Genomic DNA, 16,042 nt, shown 5'->3' on the forward strand with positions numbered 1-16,042 from the left:
GGATTTGAAGTACCACGCGACCGGTCACGAGTCGATACATGGAATATATCGATGACCGAGACATGGCGGAAGACGCAGCAGTTGCACTTATAACCTGCACCAAACGCCATGTATTGACCGATGATGCTACGATCAGGCATGCCCGAACCCGATCTGAATTTACTCATTGCGCTCGACGTATTGCTTGCCGATGGCAGCGTAGCCGGTGCTGCGCGTCGCCTGGGGCTGAGTGCCTCCGCAATGAGCCGAACCCTCACCCGGCTTCGCGAAGCAACTGGTGACCCGTTACTGGTTCGAGCAGGACGTCGTATGGTGCTGACACCCCATGCGGAGGCACTGCGTCAACGCACGCCCAATGCGGTTCATGAGGCACGTGCCGTACTGCGTCCCTCAACAACGGAACCGGATTTTTCAACGTTGCAGCGGACCTTTACCATTCGCGCCAACGACGGTTTTGTGGAAGCCTTCGGCGCTTCACTGATCGCTGCGGCGACCGCGGCCGCGCCGCTCGTGCGTCTGCGTTTTGCGCCCAAGCTTGAGAAGACGGCGGCGTATCTGCGCGAGGGCTCCGCTGATCTTGAGATCGGTGTATTGGGCGAAATGGGTCCGGAAGTCCGCGTGCAGGCACTATTCCGGGACCGCTTTCTTGGTGTGGTCAGACAGGGCCACCCGCTCGCCATGGAGCGCGAGGTGACGGCCGAACGGTACATCGCGTTCGGCCATGTCGTCGCCTCACGACGCGGTCGCACAAGCGGACCGGTTGATGAGGCGCTGGCCGCTTTAGGACTGGAGCGAACGATTGTCGCCGTCGTTCCAGGTTTTCCCGCCGCGCTCGCGGTGGCGCGAGCCTCCGACTTGATCGCGCTGGTGCCGGCATCGCTTCTGGGCAAGCAGCCTGAACAGCAAGCATCGCCTGCATCCGCCACCACGTACTACGCCTTCGAGCTTCCCGTGACGACCGGGGAAATCACGGTGTCGCAGATGTGGCATCCTCGTTTAGAAGTCGATCCTGTGCATCGTTGGCTCCGGCAACTGACGCTAGCTGTATGTCGGGAACGGCTGTGAAGGCTTAGTGCGGCCTTCGGCTTAAGCAAGCGCTCAGACAGAAATCGAAACAACTTCCGTGAATACCAGCTTGCCGGGAATATCGAGGAATCCAAACCAATTCCCGAATCACGTCCCGGTTCCGGAAGCCTGATCCTCGATGTCCTCGGCGAATTTCTGCAGCAGACGCACAAGGTCATCGATTTCTTTCTGATCCCATCGGATGAACAACGCCCGGCCCAGCCGGTCGCGTGCTGCATCCACTGCGTCAGTCATCGCCTTGCCCTTCGGCGTAACGACAGCTTGCCGAACGCGACCGTCCTCGATGCCCGCTTGCCGCTCGACCAAGCGGTGGCTCTCAAGTTTCGCCACCTGCCGACTGACCGTGGTGTGATCACGCCCCACCCTGCCGGCGAGATCGACCACGCCAATGGGTCCCAACCGCTCAACGATAACCAGCAGCGGGAACAAGGCGCGATCGAGCGAAATGCCCGCTTCCCGGACCATTTTCTCGTCCAGTTCGGGGCGGTTCATCACGCTGACGATGCTGATCAACGCCAGATGCAATTCCCGAATACGCTCGGATATGCGTGTATCTTGCACATTTTTTCTGGGTGGCATACCATCCCTCCTATTGCGTGCATATTACACATATTGAGGTGGGTGATGGCGAAAAATTCGGCTGTAGACGTACTGATCTGCGGGGCGGGTGCCGCCGGCCTGACTCTTGCCATTGAGCTGGCGCGGCGAGGCGTATCGTTCCGCCTGCTGGACAAGATGGACGGCCCCTTCCGGGGCTCGCGCGGCAAGGGCATCCAGCCGCGAACGCAGGAGATCTTCGAGGATATCGGCATCATCGACCGTGTGGTCGCGGCGGGGGGCATGTATCCGCCGCAACGCGAGTATCGCGAGGACGGCAGCTACACCGAGTCAGACGTCGTAGAACAGGCATCAGCAACGCCGGCTGAACCCTATCGCCTGCCGCTGCTCGTTCCTCAGTTTCTAACCGAGTCGGTCATGCGCGAGCGTCTCGCTGAGCTCGGCCATCGGGTGGAGTATGGATGCGAGCTGGCCGGCGTAGAACAGGGAAAAGACGGTGTAGCGGCGCGGATTGCTGCTCAGACAGGCGAACAGATCATTCAAGCTCGCTATCTGGTCGGCGCTGATGGCGGTCGCAGCTTTGTGCGCACGGCACTCGGGATTGACTTTCCAGGCAAGACACTTGGTGTGCGTGCCGTCGTGGCCGATATCTTCCTGACGGGACTAAAGCGTGACGCCTGGCATCGCTTCAACGAGGGTTCGATGGAGCAGCAACTTGCGCTATGCCCGCTCGCAGGAACAGAACTTTTCCAGCTACAAGCTCCCATTCCACTAGAAGGCGACGTCGATCTCTCCGCTGCGGGTCTCGCGACCATGGTGGCCGAACGCACCAGCCGCGACAATATCCACGTCCACTCGGTATCCTGGGCATCTGCCTACACCATGAATGCACGCCTCGCCGATCGCTACCGTGACGGCCGCGTGTTTCTCGTTGGCGACGCCGCGCACATTCATCCGCCAACGGGTGGCCAGGGGCTCAACACCAGCGTCCAGGATGCATACAATCTCGGCTGGAAGCTGGCAGCGGTGATCGCCGGTGCCCCTGATGGGCTTCTTGATAGCTACGAGGAAGAACGCAGGCCCGTCGCGGCCGACATACTCGGTCTTTCCACCAAGCTTCTCGACGCCATGAAGCGGGGGGAGCTTCGGCGCGGCCGCGAAGTTCAGCAACTCGACATCGGCTACCCCGAGTCCTCGCTCGCGATGGAGTGTCCTGAACGCTCTACCGGCCTGCTCGCGGGCGACCGTGCGCCTGATGCGCCGATTCGTCGCGCGGCCGGCCAGTCAGCACGTATCTTCGAGTTGCTCAAGGGCACTCACTGGACTCTGCTCGGCTACGAAGTCGAGCGCGATCTGGTCGCACCGCGCGCAGGCCTGCACATCCATACCTTTGGTGCACGCGGCGATGTCATTGACGAGGGCGGTCATTTCCGTGACGCCTACGCGCTAAAGTCCGGCGATTGGGTGCTCGTGCGTCCCGACGGCTATGTCGGTGCGATCGTCGCGACTGAGCAGATAACGTCGCTGGAGAATTACTTCCGCATGGTGGGCCAAGGCTAAAGAACAGCCGTAGTCGGCTGCTTTGCGCCGAGACGATCCCTTGGAATCGTTACAATGGCCCTCATGAATCACCCTCTCCATAGCATCGAATTTCAGACATGCTGACCTCCTATTTCTGGAGCGGCGACGCTATCCGCAGTCGGCGCGTGAGCGACATCGTGCTATCTGGCACGGTAGACGTGCCTGTGCCCCCCGCACGTCTGCTTGCAGATTGGGAAAGGGAAATAGCGTCGCACATGGTCCTGGAGCCCGGTGACGTCGAACCCATGCCTTTGCCGCGAGCGCGGGCGCGCTGGCCGGACTACACGCGCTGCGTGCAGGCAATGTCCGATTGGACTGGCGCGCTTGGACTTCCCGCGGTACTTGCCGCCAGCGACGTCGCCCTCATGGCCTGCCGCGGCGCGAGGTACCACCATGACGGTGCGCAATATGGCAGTGCGGCCTTTTGCAATCTCTTCATGAGCGAGGACAAGGGGCTGGACTTGCATTTTCCCTCTTTGGGTCGGCGCATTCCTTTGACTCGGGGAACGGCGGTGATATTCGATACTGGCCAGCCCCATGGCGTCATTCAGCGCGGCAGCAGCGGTTTTAATGTGGCTGACTTCGCGCCGGACCAGGATTGCGTCCAGATATTCCTGACCTGGGAGCTTCCCATCGAAGATGCCCATGTTGCGCACGCACTGAAAGTTGCCTTCGACATCGCCCCTTCGACCTCATTGCAACTGGATGCAGAGCAAGTCCGCCTGAACGGCGACCCGGTCATTGTGTGTCCGGATTCTGGTCGTTGGTGCCGGGTAGATTAATCAATCGTCAGGGTCACACCGCAGCGCTGCGCCGAGAGACGACAGGCTCATGTTCAGCGCATAGGTGCATGCAACCAGCGCCATCGCACGGGAGCCACTGACCGGCACCGGCCGCCTGTATGATTGCGGGTTTGCGCCCAGCGAAAGTCCGCGCGGGCAGTTCACGCAGATCGTGCACCGCCCGCTGCCTACGCGGCGCCACCGTATCCATTCACGACGACCCAAAGGAAGACCGCCATGACGGCCACAACGCAATTCGATCAGGTTTCCGTTATCAAACGCGCCAACGTCTACTTCGACGGCAAGTGTGTCTCGCACACCGTGCTTTTCGGCGACGGCTCGCGCAAAACGCTGGGCGTAATCCTGCCCGGCCCGCTCAACTTCGGCACCGACGCGCCGGAACTCATGGAAGTGCAAGCCGGCCAATGCCGCATCCGCCTCGAAGGCAGTGACGAGTGGAAGACGTATGGCGCAGGCGAGTCGTTTTCGGTGCCCGGCAAGAGTCGCTTCGATATCGACGTAATCGAAACGCTCGACTACATCTGCAGCTATCTGTAAAGACGGCCGGGCACATGGTGCCCGGCAATCCACGCGACTTCGCGCGCGCGGCAGGACAGGCGTGTAAGCTTGCCTTTGCCTTTGTCGCCAGGGACTTCACGTCAATGCCCTCTTCCATCCGCAACTCGCTCGTCTGGATCTTCGATGCATTCGAGCGCGATTCAACTTTTATCAGCAAACGGATGTTCGGCTGCGATGCCGCCTATATCGACGGCCTGTTGTGTCTGGTTGCCGCCGATCGCGACAAGCCGTGGAATGGTTTACTGGTGTGCACATCGCAAGAGCGCCACGCCGCACTCATTGATGAAATGCCCGCCTTGCGGCCACATCCGGTGCTTGGAAAATGGCTTTATGTCCCACAAGACGATCCGGCATTCGAAACCGTCGTGGAAAGGATGACGGCACTCGTGCTCGCACGCGACTCGCGCGTGGGTGTCGAGCCGAAGCCGCGCAAACGTGGCGGCAAATCCACCTTGCCAAAGACATAGCGTATCGCGCTGCCGGCCGCCTTCTTGCGTTGTCAGATTTCCACGCGTGCGCCCAGCTCGATCACCCGATTGGCGGGCAGCTTGAGATACGCCGCAACGTTACCGACGTTGTGCAGCATGACCGAGAACAAACGCTCGCGCCACATCGCCATGCCGCTATCACGTGTGGGCACCAAGGTCGCGCGGCTGAGGAAATAGGACGTCTCCGCTGGTTCGAAGGTCAGGCCATGCGCCTCGCAAATTTTAAGCGCGCATGGCAGATCGACTACGTCCATGAAACCATATGTGATCGTGATCTGGTAGCAGCCCGAATCGAGCGGGCGCACGCTCACGCGCTGATTCGCGGGAACCCACGGTATCTCCTCATTGTTCACCGTCACGAAAACGACGCGTTTGTGTAGCACGTGGTTATGCATCAGGTTGTTGATCAACGAATGCGGCACGCCATCCGCATCGGGCGACAGAAAGATTGCCGTACCGCCGACCCTCGTCGGCGAACGGGCCAGCAGCGTCGTCAGAAAGGACTTGAGCGGCATCGTCCCGGCCCTCACGCGTGCTTCGGCCCGCATCATCTCCCAGCCTCGTCCCCAGGTCGCCATGATCGTGTAGATGATCAGCCCGACCAGAAGCGGGAACCAGCCGCCCTGCATAAGCTTCAGCAAGTTCGCGGAGAAGAACGCCGCGTCGATAATGAAGAAGAATACGGTCGCAGAGACGCAGAGGAACCAGTTGTAATGCCACGCGTAACGAATGACAAAGAACGTCAGGACCGTCGTGATCAGCATCGTGCCGGTGACGGCGATACCGTACGCGGAGCCGAGCGCCGTAGAGGAACCGAAGCCGATCACAGCGGCCACGACGGCAGCCAGTAACGTCCAGTTGATTCCTGGTACGTAGATTTGCCCCATTTCCTTTTCCGACGTGTAGACGACATTCATGCGCGGCAGGAAGCCAAGTTGCATCGCCTGCTTGGTCATCGAATACGTACCCGAAATGACGGCCTGGGACGCGATCACGGTCGCGACCGTCGACAGCGCGATCATCGGAAACAGCGCCCATTGCGGGAACAGCTTGTAGAACGGATTCTGTAGCGCCCCCGGATCGGCAAGCAGCAAGGCGCCCTGTCCCAGATAGTTCAAGGCGAGCGCGGGAAACACCAGGCCGAACCACGTCAGCCGGATCGGCCGCGCGCCGAAATGTCCCATGTCGGCATAGAGCGCTTCCGCGCCGGTCAACGACAAAACGACAGCGCCCAGCGCAACGAACGCCAGCACGCGGTGATGGAGGCAAAATGCCAGCCCCGTGAGTGGATTGAGCGCAACCAGAATCGCGGGCGCCCGCATCACGTTGATGACGCCCACCACGGCAAGCACGATGAACCAGAGCACCATCACCGGTCCGAACACGATACCGATACCGGACGTGCCGCGCTTCTGCATCACGAACAGGGTGACCAGCGCAATCAGCGTCACTGGAATCACACAGGTCTTGAGAAACGGTGCCGCGACCTCCAGACCTTCGACCGCGCTCAGCACCGAGATCGCCGGCGTAATCACACTGTCGCCGTAGAAGAGCGCCGCCCCCATGATGCCGACGGCCAGCAACGTACGGCGCAATCGCGGCCGCGCAGCGACCGACGACGCGGCCAGCGCCAGCAACGCCATGATGCCGCCCTCGCCATGATTATTCGCGCGGAGAATCAACGTGACGTACTTGAGCGAGACGACGACAATCAGCGACCAGACGATCAGCGACACGATGCCGACCACGTTCAGCGCATTGAGCGACAGCCCATTGGCCGAATCGAACACGGTCTGTAGCGTATATAGGGGGCTGGTGCCGATGTCGCCATACACGACACCCAGAGCAGCAAGAGCGAGTGCAGGCATCGCCGGCCGGTTATGCCCACGCCCGCCGGAATGCCCCGCATGGGGCACGGCGGATACTGACTGGCTCATGTCTCGCTCCAGTTTCGCGCTCTCGCAGTGCAACACACCGGATAGGCGGTTGCGTGCGGAACGGATTAACGCTTTTATCGGGCCTCGTTTATATCGACGAGTCGCCTGTGCGCCTGTACAACGGCCGGCATCGCCGATACAGCGCCCTGTGATGAACCTGCATCTCATTGCCCAGCATGCTTAACGCGACGCCAAATTATTCTGATTGTTCCGATGTTCTGCGTACCCTGCCTTCTGCGGACGTAAATTGCGTCCTCATCTGAAAGACGGGGAGCCACTCATTCAAAATACACCATTGGCCAGTGCGTATAGAAGGAATTGAGCATCAGGTCCGCAGCATGCGGCGCGCGATTTTTATTACACCAACCTTTCGTCGCGGTAAGTTCGCACCTGAAAGATCGCTCTCCAGGACGGAAAGCGATCGATTCCGCTCCGGTTGCTTAGTGCCCGGACAGCAGAACGTTTGCAATGACGCCCGTCGCGATCGCTGCGAGCACATAATCCCCGTTCACGCCCACCCACTGATACCCGCGCGGCGGTGCTTGCAGGCCGTGATCGTGCCAGTTGTCGACAACGTAGTTACGATCTCGGTACTCCGTCGGCAGCCGCTCACCCTTGTGCCAATCGTTGTGGGGAACGGGACCGCCCGGCCCACCCAGAGACGCATCGCGCGGCCCAGGTCCGCGACCGTGTCCATGCTGATCGCCGTGTCCCGGATTGGGTCTGCCGTGCGAAGGCTGGCCGTTGCCGTGATTGTCGTGATTGTCGTCGTGTTGCTGCGCAAACGCGGCAACCGGCGCGCCGAGTAACGACATGATCAACAGCGGTGCGACGAATGTCGATTTCATGACTTTGCCTCCCAAAGAATGGCTCGATAACTGTGTGGTATTCGAAGGTGTATCTGCTGCGAAGCGCCTGCTGCGTGTTGATTGCCTGGCTATGCGACGTGCCTCGCTCATCAACATCCGCAACGTCAGCGCTGGCAAATAATGTCACAAGAACGGCTGTTCGCCAAAACCGCCGTGATTGCTTCACTGACTCAAGTCACGTGACACGGTTTTCCATGATCTTCAGTCGCGGATGTGTGGCCTATCGGTACGCGAGGTGTTCAGTGCGCAAAGCTGATCGGCATGCCGCCGTGCGGATGCGGCACCGTGCCCATCGTGATGCCGTAGATCGCACTCAGCGTGTCGGCGCGCATCATCTCGGCAGCAGCGCCGCTCGCCAGCAGGCGGCCACCTTTCAGCGCGATCATATCGTCGCAGAAACGGCCTGCCATATTGACGTCATGCAGCACGACCACAACACCGAGGCCCCGCTCTTCACTGAGTTTGCGCACAAGGCCGAGCACCTCAACCTGATGCGCAATGTCGAGCGCTGAGATCGGTTCATCGAGCAGAAGCCATTCGCTATCCTGGGCAACGAGCATCGCCAGCCATACGCGCTGACGCTCACCGCCGGAGAGGCTGTCGACCGCGCGGTCGGCAAACCCAGTCACCTCGGTCAGCTCCATCGCCTCGCGCACCTTGTCCGAGTCTTGCGCCGAAAAACGGCCCAGCGCGCCATGCCACGGATAACGGCCCAGCGCGACTAGTTCTCGTACCGTCATGCCGTCTGCTGCCGGTAGCTGCTGCGGCAGGTAGGCAATTTTGCGCGCGAGTTCGCGGTTGTCCCAATCGGCCAGCCGTTGGCCCGCGAGGTGTATCGTGCCGCCCGTCGGCCGCTGCTGACGCGCAAGCAGCTTGATCAACGTGGACTTGCCCGACCCGTTGTGGCCAATCAGTCCGCACACGCGATGCTTCGGCAAGCTGAGGGAAAGCGGTTGCAACAACGTGCGATTGCCGAGCGCGAACGAGACGTTCTGCAGCGAGAACATAGCGCCCGCGTCAGCTTCGTGCGCGTGATCAGCGGGGGAGAATTTGACATTCATGGTGTAGGGGAAAGAGGTGATGCTGCATTGGCCACGCTCCAGCCTCAAGCCTGGTTTGCCGGTGCGGACGCGGCCATGCCGCTGTCCGGCGCCGCGCCCGCGCCGGCTTCCACGACCTGTCCGTAATCGAGCTTGATGTAACGGTCGGCGAGATGAAAGTAGCGATCGTCATGGGTAATCACCAGAACGGTCTTGCCCTTCGCCTTCAGCTCGGGCAGCAACTGCCGGTAGAACACGTCCTTGAACAGCGGGTCCTGGTCGGCGGCCCACTCGTCAAACACATAGAACGGCCTGTCCTCGAGATACGCCACCAGCAGCGCGAGACGTTTGCGCTGTCCTTGCGAGAGATCGAGTGTCGAGAATGCCGCGTCCTTGATGCTCACCTTGTGGTCGAGCTGCAGGTGTTTCAAATACGCACGCGCCTTGCCGTCGAGATCGTCGCCGCGCAGGCCCACCAGACTGTCGAACAGGAAGAAGTCGTTGAAGACCACGGAGAAATGCTGCCGATAGACGTCCCACTCCCCTTCGCCGACAGTCTTGCCGTTCAGCAGGATACGACCGCTTTCCGGTGTGTAGAGACCGACCAGCATCTTGGCAAGCGTCGTCTTGCCGCTACCGTTCCCACCGATGAGGTAAACAATTTCACCCGGCCTGAACGACAGATCGACCGGCCCAAGCGTGAACATGCTGTTCTCTTTTTCGCGGAAATAACGATGCGTCACGCCCTCGAGCACAATGCGCTCGAACGAAGTCGCGGCCGCTACCGGATGCGCGCGCTCTAACGGCAAGTCGGCGTTGATCTGTTCGATGCGTTCGAGCGCGACGCGCGCCGAACTGACATTCGGAATCGCGGAAAGCAGTGCCTCGATCGGCATGATCATGTACAGGAACACCATCGCGTAACCAGACGCCACATGCAGGTCCACCGGATACAGCCGCGCGACTACGAACAGGGTGATGCCGATGAACGCCAGCAGAATGAAACTCCCCCAGCTCGCCGCGGCTGCATACAGCACGTAGCCGCGGGTGCGTTGCACACGCACCGCTTCAACGTTGGTGGCCAGCGTATCGTCGATGAAAGTCCGCCGGCGTTCGCGATGCAGCTTCAATTCCTTCGCACCGTCGAATAGCGCGCGGAAGTGTTTGACGAGATCGTCTTCACGACGCCGCGAGGCACGCAGGTGAAAGAGCGCGCGGCCGTTCGCGAACCGGAAACCGAGCGAACCGATAAAAATGGTAAGCAATGCGAATAGCATGATCTTCCACGACAGATAGCCGAGATACGCGAGGCATCCGGTGATCACCGCGCCTTGCATCGCCAGCGCCGGCATGCTGACGAAGAACACCACGATCTGATCCAGATCGCCCGTGAGCACGGAAATGGAACGGGCCGCGCCTTGCTGCTCCAGATGCCGATAGGACGCGTCACCGATACGGTGGATCGTACGCATGCGCAACGAGGCCTTGGCGCGCTGGCCGAGGTACATGAAAAGCGTTTGTGAGAGCGTGCGCGTGAGCAGCACCACAATGCCGAGCACCAGGAACTGCAGCCCGAGCTCGCCGAGTCGCGTGGGCGATGCACCGAGCGCCTGGTTGATAAGCGCGACGAGCCCGGCATTGCCGAAACCGCTGATCAGACTCGTCACCAGCGCGATAAACAGAATCCCGCGCGAGTGACGGGCGAGTTGCAAAAGCAAAGACATGGAACTCCTGAAAGTAGTGCATCAAGAAGCAGAGTGATTGCGCGTGCCGCGCCTGAGCATCGCGACAATCAGATACGCGCCGCCCAGCAAGGTCGCCATCATGCCTGCCGGCATTTCCTGCGGAAACAGGATCCAGCGCCCGAGCCAGTCGGACGCGACCATGAGCGCCGCGCCGAATGCGGCCGATACGAACAGCAGCGGCATGGCGCGCCGCACGCCGAGCAAACGCGTCATATGCGGCGCCATCAGGCCGACGAACGAGAGCGGTCCGATCACGAGGGTAGCGGCTGCGGTCAGCAACGCGCTCATCAACAGCAACGCAAAGCGGGCGGTGCCGACGTCGACACCGAGGCCATGCGACACCGCGCCGCCGAGCGGCAAGATATCCAGCCAGCGCCGGCAGAACGGCACCGCGACCAGCGCCGCGAGCGCAACCGTGGCGACGATGCCGGCGGCCGTCGCGCTGACGTTATAGGTGGACCCGGCAAGCAGGTTATAGAGCACGATGACGCGAGGGTCGTCGCTCGCCATGGCAATAGTCGATACCGACTGAAACACTGCGCTGATCGTCACGCCGGCCAGCACCAGCGCGTCGGGCGCGTACGCGGACGAACGCACGAACAGGATCAACGCGCCCAGCGTCGCCATCGCCCCGCTCGCGCACCACGCCAGGTAAGTGGGCAGTCCCGGCTGCGCGGTGAGAAAGAGCGCGCCGATCAAACCGAACGCGCCACCGGCGGTAATGCCGAGCAGGTCGGGACTCGCCATCGGATTGCCCGTCATGCGCTGGATGATGCCGCCCGCGAGCGCGAGCAGAACGCCGATCCCTGCCGCGGCGACAACGTGCGGCAGACGCAGAAACAGCAATCCGCCGATTTCGCCGGCGTTGCCGAGGTGCCAGCCGCTCAAGTCCCGTCCCACGCTGAGCGATAGGCCGGACACCAGCAACAGAAGCAACACGCTGCCGCCGAGCGCCGCGCGCGTCGCACGGGGCGAGAGCGTGCCCGACTGCAGCATCGGTGCGGGCGTGAGGTCCGGGCGCCCCTTTACACTCCGCAGCAGCACCAGCAGCAGGGGTGCCCCCAGCAGAGTAGTCACGGCGCCGGTCGGCACCGTCATGCCGTACCGACCGGAAATCTGCTGCGTGAGCTGATCTGCCAGCCACAGCAACGCAGCGCCGAACAAAGGCGCCCATAGCATCCGGTCGCGCAGGCGGCGCGCACCGGCCAGCCGTGCAAGCGCCGGCGCGGCGAGCCCGATGAAACCGACTACGCCGACCGCGCTCACGACGAACGCCGTCACGAGCAGCGTCAGGAAGAGCGCCGCGCCGCGCGTCGCGCGTAGCGATACGCCGAGACTGCCAGCAACGGCGTCGCCCGCTTCGAACACGGCCATCGGACGCAGACATAACAGCAACAAACCCGCGCACGGCACAAGCCGCACGAGCAGTGCCAGCGCGATGTCCCAGTTCTGCTGCGAGAACGAGCCGCCGCCCCAGATCATGAGTCCGCTCAACAGGTCGTAGTGCGAGATGGCCAGCGCGAGACTCAATGCGCCACAACACAGGTTGACGATCATCCCGCCTAATATCAGCGCGAGCGGTGAAATCCCCCGCCGCGCCGCGAGCAGGAAAACGATCGCCAGCGCGGCGGCGCCACCCACGAGCGCCACGCCGTCCCGCCCCGAACTCAGCAGGCCCGGCGCGTAAATGCCCGCGAGCGCAAGTGCGAGATAGGCGCCCGGAAAAATACCGAGGGTCATCGGCTCGGCGAGCGGATTGCGCAGCACCTGCTGGGCCGCCACGCCGGTGATGCCGAGTGCGGCGCCGCATAGCCAGATGACGGCGATGCGCGGCAAGTCGCTGTAATGCATCAGCATTTGCCGCACGTCCGCTGGCTCAGGGGCGATCAACGCCTGCCACCACAGCGTAAGCGGCAAGCGGGCATCCAGCCGATGCAGCGTCAGCAGCACGGCTAGCGCCATCAGGAGACAAACCGGCAGCCACGGCGTGCGCCGCAGCGGCGTGACAGGTGCCGTCGCGACGCGCATCACGTTCGGTCCTCCTGCGCGCCGTCGCGTGCATCGGCCCGTGGCGGCATGCCGGCAAGACTGCGGTGCGGCGTCGCCTGTTCGAGCGCATTGACCAGCATACGCACGAAATAGATCGCCGATACCACGCTGCCCTCGGCCGGCACGCCCGGCATACCGATCAGACGGCCACTCCTCACGAGCGGCAACGCGGCCCACAATGGACTGGTGTTCATCATATTCACTACGGATAGAGGCAAGGGCTTTTGATAAAGCAAGGTCGCGCCGGACGCAGGCGCCAGCGCTTCGAACGCGATCGTTGCGTAGGCCCCCGAATTGGTTGCACCCTGCCATGCGTTCTGGAGGCCGAGAATCGCAAGCATTTCACCGAACATACTGTGCAAGCCATACACACGCAGATGCGTTTCGTCGAGAAAGCGCACCACGTAAAGCGGCGTACCGCGTACACCAGGCAAAGCGGCCAGCCTCGCACGCGCCTCGTCGAGCATGCGTGCGGCGCGTGCAAGCAACGCGGCCGCGCGTGGTGCGCAGTCGAGCATCCGGGCGAGTTGCAGCGTTTCGGCACACGCGGCGGTGTAGGGCGTCGGGCTCGACCGATAGCGGCCGAACGTGACAGTCGGCGCGATCCGTCCGAGCGATGCAAGCAGCGTCGCATGAGCCGGCGCGACGACGATGAGATCCGGTTTCAACGAGAGCAGCAATTCCAAGTTCGGCTGGAACATCAGCCCAAGGTCGACCACGGGGCGCGGCAGGTCGCTCGCCGGAAAGCTGCGCCGAAAGCCGGCGATATTAGCCGCGCCGACCGGCACCACGCCGATCGACAGCAGCATCTCCGTCAACGCCCAGTCGAGCACGACGATGCGTTTCGGCGGCGACGTCGCAAGACTGCCGCCGGCTCCGGCGACAGCCACCGTCGACACCGCCCCCAGCAACGCGGCAAGCCAGGCGCGCCGGTTCATCGTTTGAGCCCCGCAAGGGCTGAATGCATGATGACGATCACCACTGATACTTCAACCCTGCGAGCACGAGCCGCCCTTCGCCCCAGTTGCACGAGCCGTTATTGCAGGACGCCACGTAATGGCGATCGAGCAGGTTGCTCGCGTTGAGTGACGCGGTCCATCCGTGCAGGTAAGCGAACGAGCGGCCGAGGTCGTAACGCACCGCGAGATCGATCAGCGTTGCCGACGAAGTCAGCAGCGTGTTCGCCGTATCGCCATACGAACCGCCGATGAAGCGCACGCCGCCGCCGAGTTGCAATCCGGCGAACGGCCCTGCCCCGAGCGTGTAGTCCGCCCACAGCGACGCGGTGTTACGTGGAATGCCGATCGGCACCTTGTTGAGATTGGCCGAGTTGCTCTTCGTGTTGAGCAGATTCGTGTATGTGTAGCTCGCGATCAATTGCAGGTTGTTGGTCAGGCTCGCGTGCCCTTCCACTTCGAAGCCCTGCGAGCGCACTTCGCCGGTCTGGATCTGGAAGCCGGTGTGAACCGGATCGGTAGTCGGCACGTTTTGCTGCGTCAGGTGAAACGCCGACACCGTGACGAAGCTGTTGTAGCCGGACGGCTGGAATTTCACGCCGACTTCGTACTGCTCGCCGGTGGTCGGATCGAACGACTTGCCGGTGAAATCAGAGCCAACCTGCGGCTGGAACGATTTCGAATAGCTCGCATACGGCGCAATGCCGTTATCGAAGCGATACACGCCACCCGCCCGCCACGTAAACGCGCGATTGAACTGGCTCGTCGTCGCACCGGTCTTGTACGAAGTCACGTCTTCGTTGGTCCAGTCTTCACGCACGCCGAGCAGGAACGACCAGCGGCCAATGTCGAACTGATCCTGCGCATACGTGCCGAGTTGCTTGATCGACTGCGCGTTAGACGTCGCGAACATGAACGTCGGATAAGGAATCGCGACACCGTATTGCGGATTCGTAATGCTGAGCGACGGCGTGCTGTCGTCTGCGGAACCGAAGAAATAGTGGTTGAACTGGGTGTTCTGGTAATCGAGCCCCACCGTGACCTGATGCGCGACGGGGCCTGTGCCGAAGCGGGCCGTTGCCTGGTTGTCCACGGTATTCGAATTCACCATGCCGCGGTTCAGGTACGCTTCGCGCGCCAGCGCCGTCCCGTTGTTCACGTAGCCGAGATCGTCGGCCACGTACTGCACCGTCTGGCTGTTGTGCAGGAAACGATAGCTCTGTTTGAACGACCAGATGTCGTTCAAACGATGGTCCAGTTGATACCCGATCGACTCCTGGGTTTTGCGGAAGCTGTCGAAGGTCGGCTCGCCGGGATAGAAACTGCGCGGCAGTTGGGCCACACCGGTCTGGATCGTGCCGACCACCGGCACAAAGTTGTAGATGCCCGCCTCGGGATCGGCCTGGTAGTTGGCGAACACCGTCAGCGTCGTGTCTTTGGTCGGACGCCACGTGATGGTCGGCGCAATGGCGAAACGCTGCTGGTTCACGTAGTCGGTTTGCGTGCCGGTATTGAAGCCGTCGGCTGTCAACCGGTAAAGCACTTTGCCGTCCTGATCGATCGGACCGCTGAAATCGAAGAAACCTTGCAGACGCCCATAGCTGCCGGTCTGAATGCCGATCTCGTGAAGCGGCTCGGCGGTCGGCATCTTGCTCACAAGATTCACCATCCCGCCGGGCGATCCCTGGCCGTAGAGCACGGACGCCGGCCCATGCACCAGCTCGATCCGCTCGAACATATACGGGTCGAAGCTGGTGACGTTATAGCCAAAGCCGCCCGCCGGCCCCGGCGTGCGCAAACCGTTCCAGAATTCGTCGACGAGGAAACCGCGCGCGTACAGATACTCCAGCGAATCCGTGTTCGTGCCGCGTTGCTCCGGGCTGATCCCCGACGTATAACGCAACGCCTGCGCCACGCTTTGCACGTTCTGGATGTCCATCTGGTCACGCGTCACCACGGAGACCGATTGCGGCGTCTTGATGAGCGGCGTGTCTGTCTTGGTCCCCGCTGTGCTCTGATGCGCTACATAGCCGATCACCGGACCCGTGCCGGTTTCGCTGGCTCGCGTATCGGTCACGCTGACGGCGGGCAGTTGCGTCGTCCCCGGCGCGGCAGCGGACGCAGACGCGGCACGCGGCTCAGACGCGCCCGTCGCCCCCGTGGTATCGGCCGCACCGGCCGGCAGCGACTGCGCATAGCCGGCCTGAGCGAACAACAGGCCGGCCGCGATCGGCATCAACCGCAAGCGTGTGAAGCGCTTCGCCTGCTCGCGACGAGCCAATCCCGTTTGGCGCGTGGGTTCCGTTCCCCGATTCATATCTTGTTGTTCCAGGTCAATTAAAGAAAGCTTCCCGAAGCCGAAGAACGCTATT

13 protein-coding genes are annotated in these 16,042 nt (G+C 61.9%); 5 read left to right on the forward strand and 8 right to left on the reverse strand.

Going from position 1 to position 16,042, the window contains the following annotated elements; translation table 11 throughout:
• The first annotated feature begins 138 nt into the window (after positions 1-138).
• Positions 139-1,065, forward strand: coding sequence for a LysR family transcriptional regulator (locus tag PQR40_RS02260; protein WP_408334127.1), 927 nt, complete (start codon positions 139-141; stop codon positions 1,063-1,065).
• 108 nt (positions 1,066-1,173) lie between these two features.
• On the opposite strand, the gene PQR40_RS02265 is transcribed toward PQR40_RS02260, so the two are convergent.
• A complete protein-coding gene (locus PQR40_RS02265; protein ID WP_408508344.1) occupies positions 1,174-1,665 on the reverse strand; it encodes a MarR family winged helix-turn-helix transcriptional regulator in 492 nt (163 codons plus the stop codon).
• Positions 1,666-1,710: 45 nt separating this feature from the next.
• On the opposite strand from PQR40_RS02265, the gene PQR40_RS02270 reads away from it, so the two are divergent.
• From PQR40_RS02270 to PQR40_RS02285, 4 genes are all read left to right on the forward strand, one after another.
• Entirely contained in the window at positions 1,711-3,204 is a 1,494-nt protein-coding gene (locus tag PQR40_RS02270; protein ID WP_408508345.1) for an FAD-dependent oxidoreductase, read from the forward strand.
• A gap of 98 nt (positions 3,205-3,302) precedes the next feature.
• The gene (locus PQR40_RS02275; protein WP_408223918.1) at positions 3,303-4,007 is read left to right on the forward strand and encodes a hypothetical protein; all 705 of its coding nucleotides are present in this window, start codon (positions 3,303-3,305) and stop codon (positions 4,005-4,007) included.
• A gap of 237 nt (positions 4,008-4,244) precedes the next feature.
• On the forward strand, positions 4,245-4,565 hold the full coding sequence (gene ppnP / locus PQR40_RS02280; RefSeq protein ID WP_408508346.1) for a pyrimidine/purine nucleoside phosphorylase: 321 nt from the start codon (positions 4,245-4,247) through the stop codon (positions 4,563-4,565).
• Positions 4,566-4,669: 104 nt separating this feature from the next.
• Positions 4,670-5,053 (forward strand): hypothetical protein, encoded by a 384-nt coding sequence (locus PQR40_RS02285; RefSeq protein WP_408223924.1) that lies wholly within the window; start codon positions 4,670-4,672, stop codon positions 5,051-5,053.
• Between the two features lie 32 nt (positions 5,054-5,085).
• Here PQR40_RS02285 and PQR40_RS02290 read toward each other — a convergent pair whose 3' ends face one another.
• The 7 genes from PQR40_RS02290 to PQR40_RS02320 form a co-directional block, all read right to left on the reverse strand.
• A complete protein-coding gene (locus PQR40_RS02290) occupies positions 5,086-7,011 on the reverse strand; it encodes a potassium transporter Kup (protein WP_408508347.1) in 1,926 nt (641 codons plus the stop codon).
• Positions 7,012-7,451: 440 nt separating this feature from the next.
• Entirely contained in the window at positions 7,452-7,859 is a 408-nt protein-coding gene (locus PQR40_RS02295) for an RcnB family protein (RefSeq protein ID WP_408334141.1), read from the reverse strand.
• A 260-nt stretch (positions 7,860-8,119) separates the two neighbouring features.
• On the reverse strand, positions 8,120-8,887 hold the full coding sequence (locus PQR40_RS02300; RefSeq protein ID WP_408508348.1) for an ATP-binding cassette domain-containing protein: 768 nt from the start codon (positions 8,885-8,887) through the stop codon (positions 8,120-8,122).
• A 98-nt stretch (positions 8,888-8,985) separates the two neighbouring features.
• A complete protein-coding gene (locus tag PQR40_RS02305) occupies positions 8,986-10,644 on the reverse strand; it encodes a cyclic peptide export ABC transporter (protein WP_408508349.1) in 1,659 nt (552 codons plus the stop codon).
• Between the two features lie 21 nt (positions 10,645-10,665).
• Complete coding sequence (fhuB, locus tag PQR40_RS02310; protein ID WP_408508449.1) at positions 10,666-12,693, reverse strand: Fe(3+)-hydroxamate ABC transporter permease FhuB; 2,028 nt, start codon at positions 12,691-12,693, stop codon at positions 10,666-10,668.
• Positions 12,693-13,652: an iron-siderophore ABC transporter substrate-binding protein gene (locus PQR40_RS02315; RefSeq protein WP_408508350.1), complete on the reverse strand. Its 960-nt coding sequence runs from the start codon at positions 13,650-13,652 to the stop codon at positions 12,693-12,695. The genes fhuB and PQR40_RS02315 overlap by 1 nt, the downstream gene beginning before the upstream one ends.
• Before the next feature lie 37 nt (positions 13,653-13,689).
• Positions 13,690-15,987, reverse strand: coding sequence for a TonB-dependent siderophore receptor (locus PQR40_RS02320; protein WP_408223945.1), 2,298 nt, complete (start codon positions 15,985-15,987; stop codon positions 13,690-13,692).
• Between the last annotated feature and the right edge of the window lie 55 nt (positions 15,988-16,042).

This window comes from Paraburkholderia sediminicola (assembly GCF_046026855.1).
In the GTDB taxonomy this organism is placed as follows: Bacteria; Pseudomonadota; Gammaproteobacteria; order Burkholderiales; family Burkholderiaceae; genus Paraburkholderia; species Paraburkholderia sediminicola_A.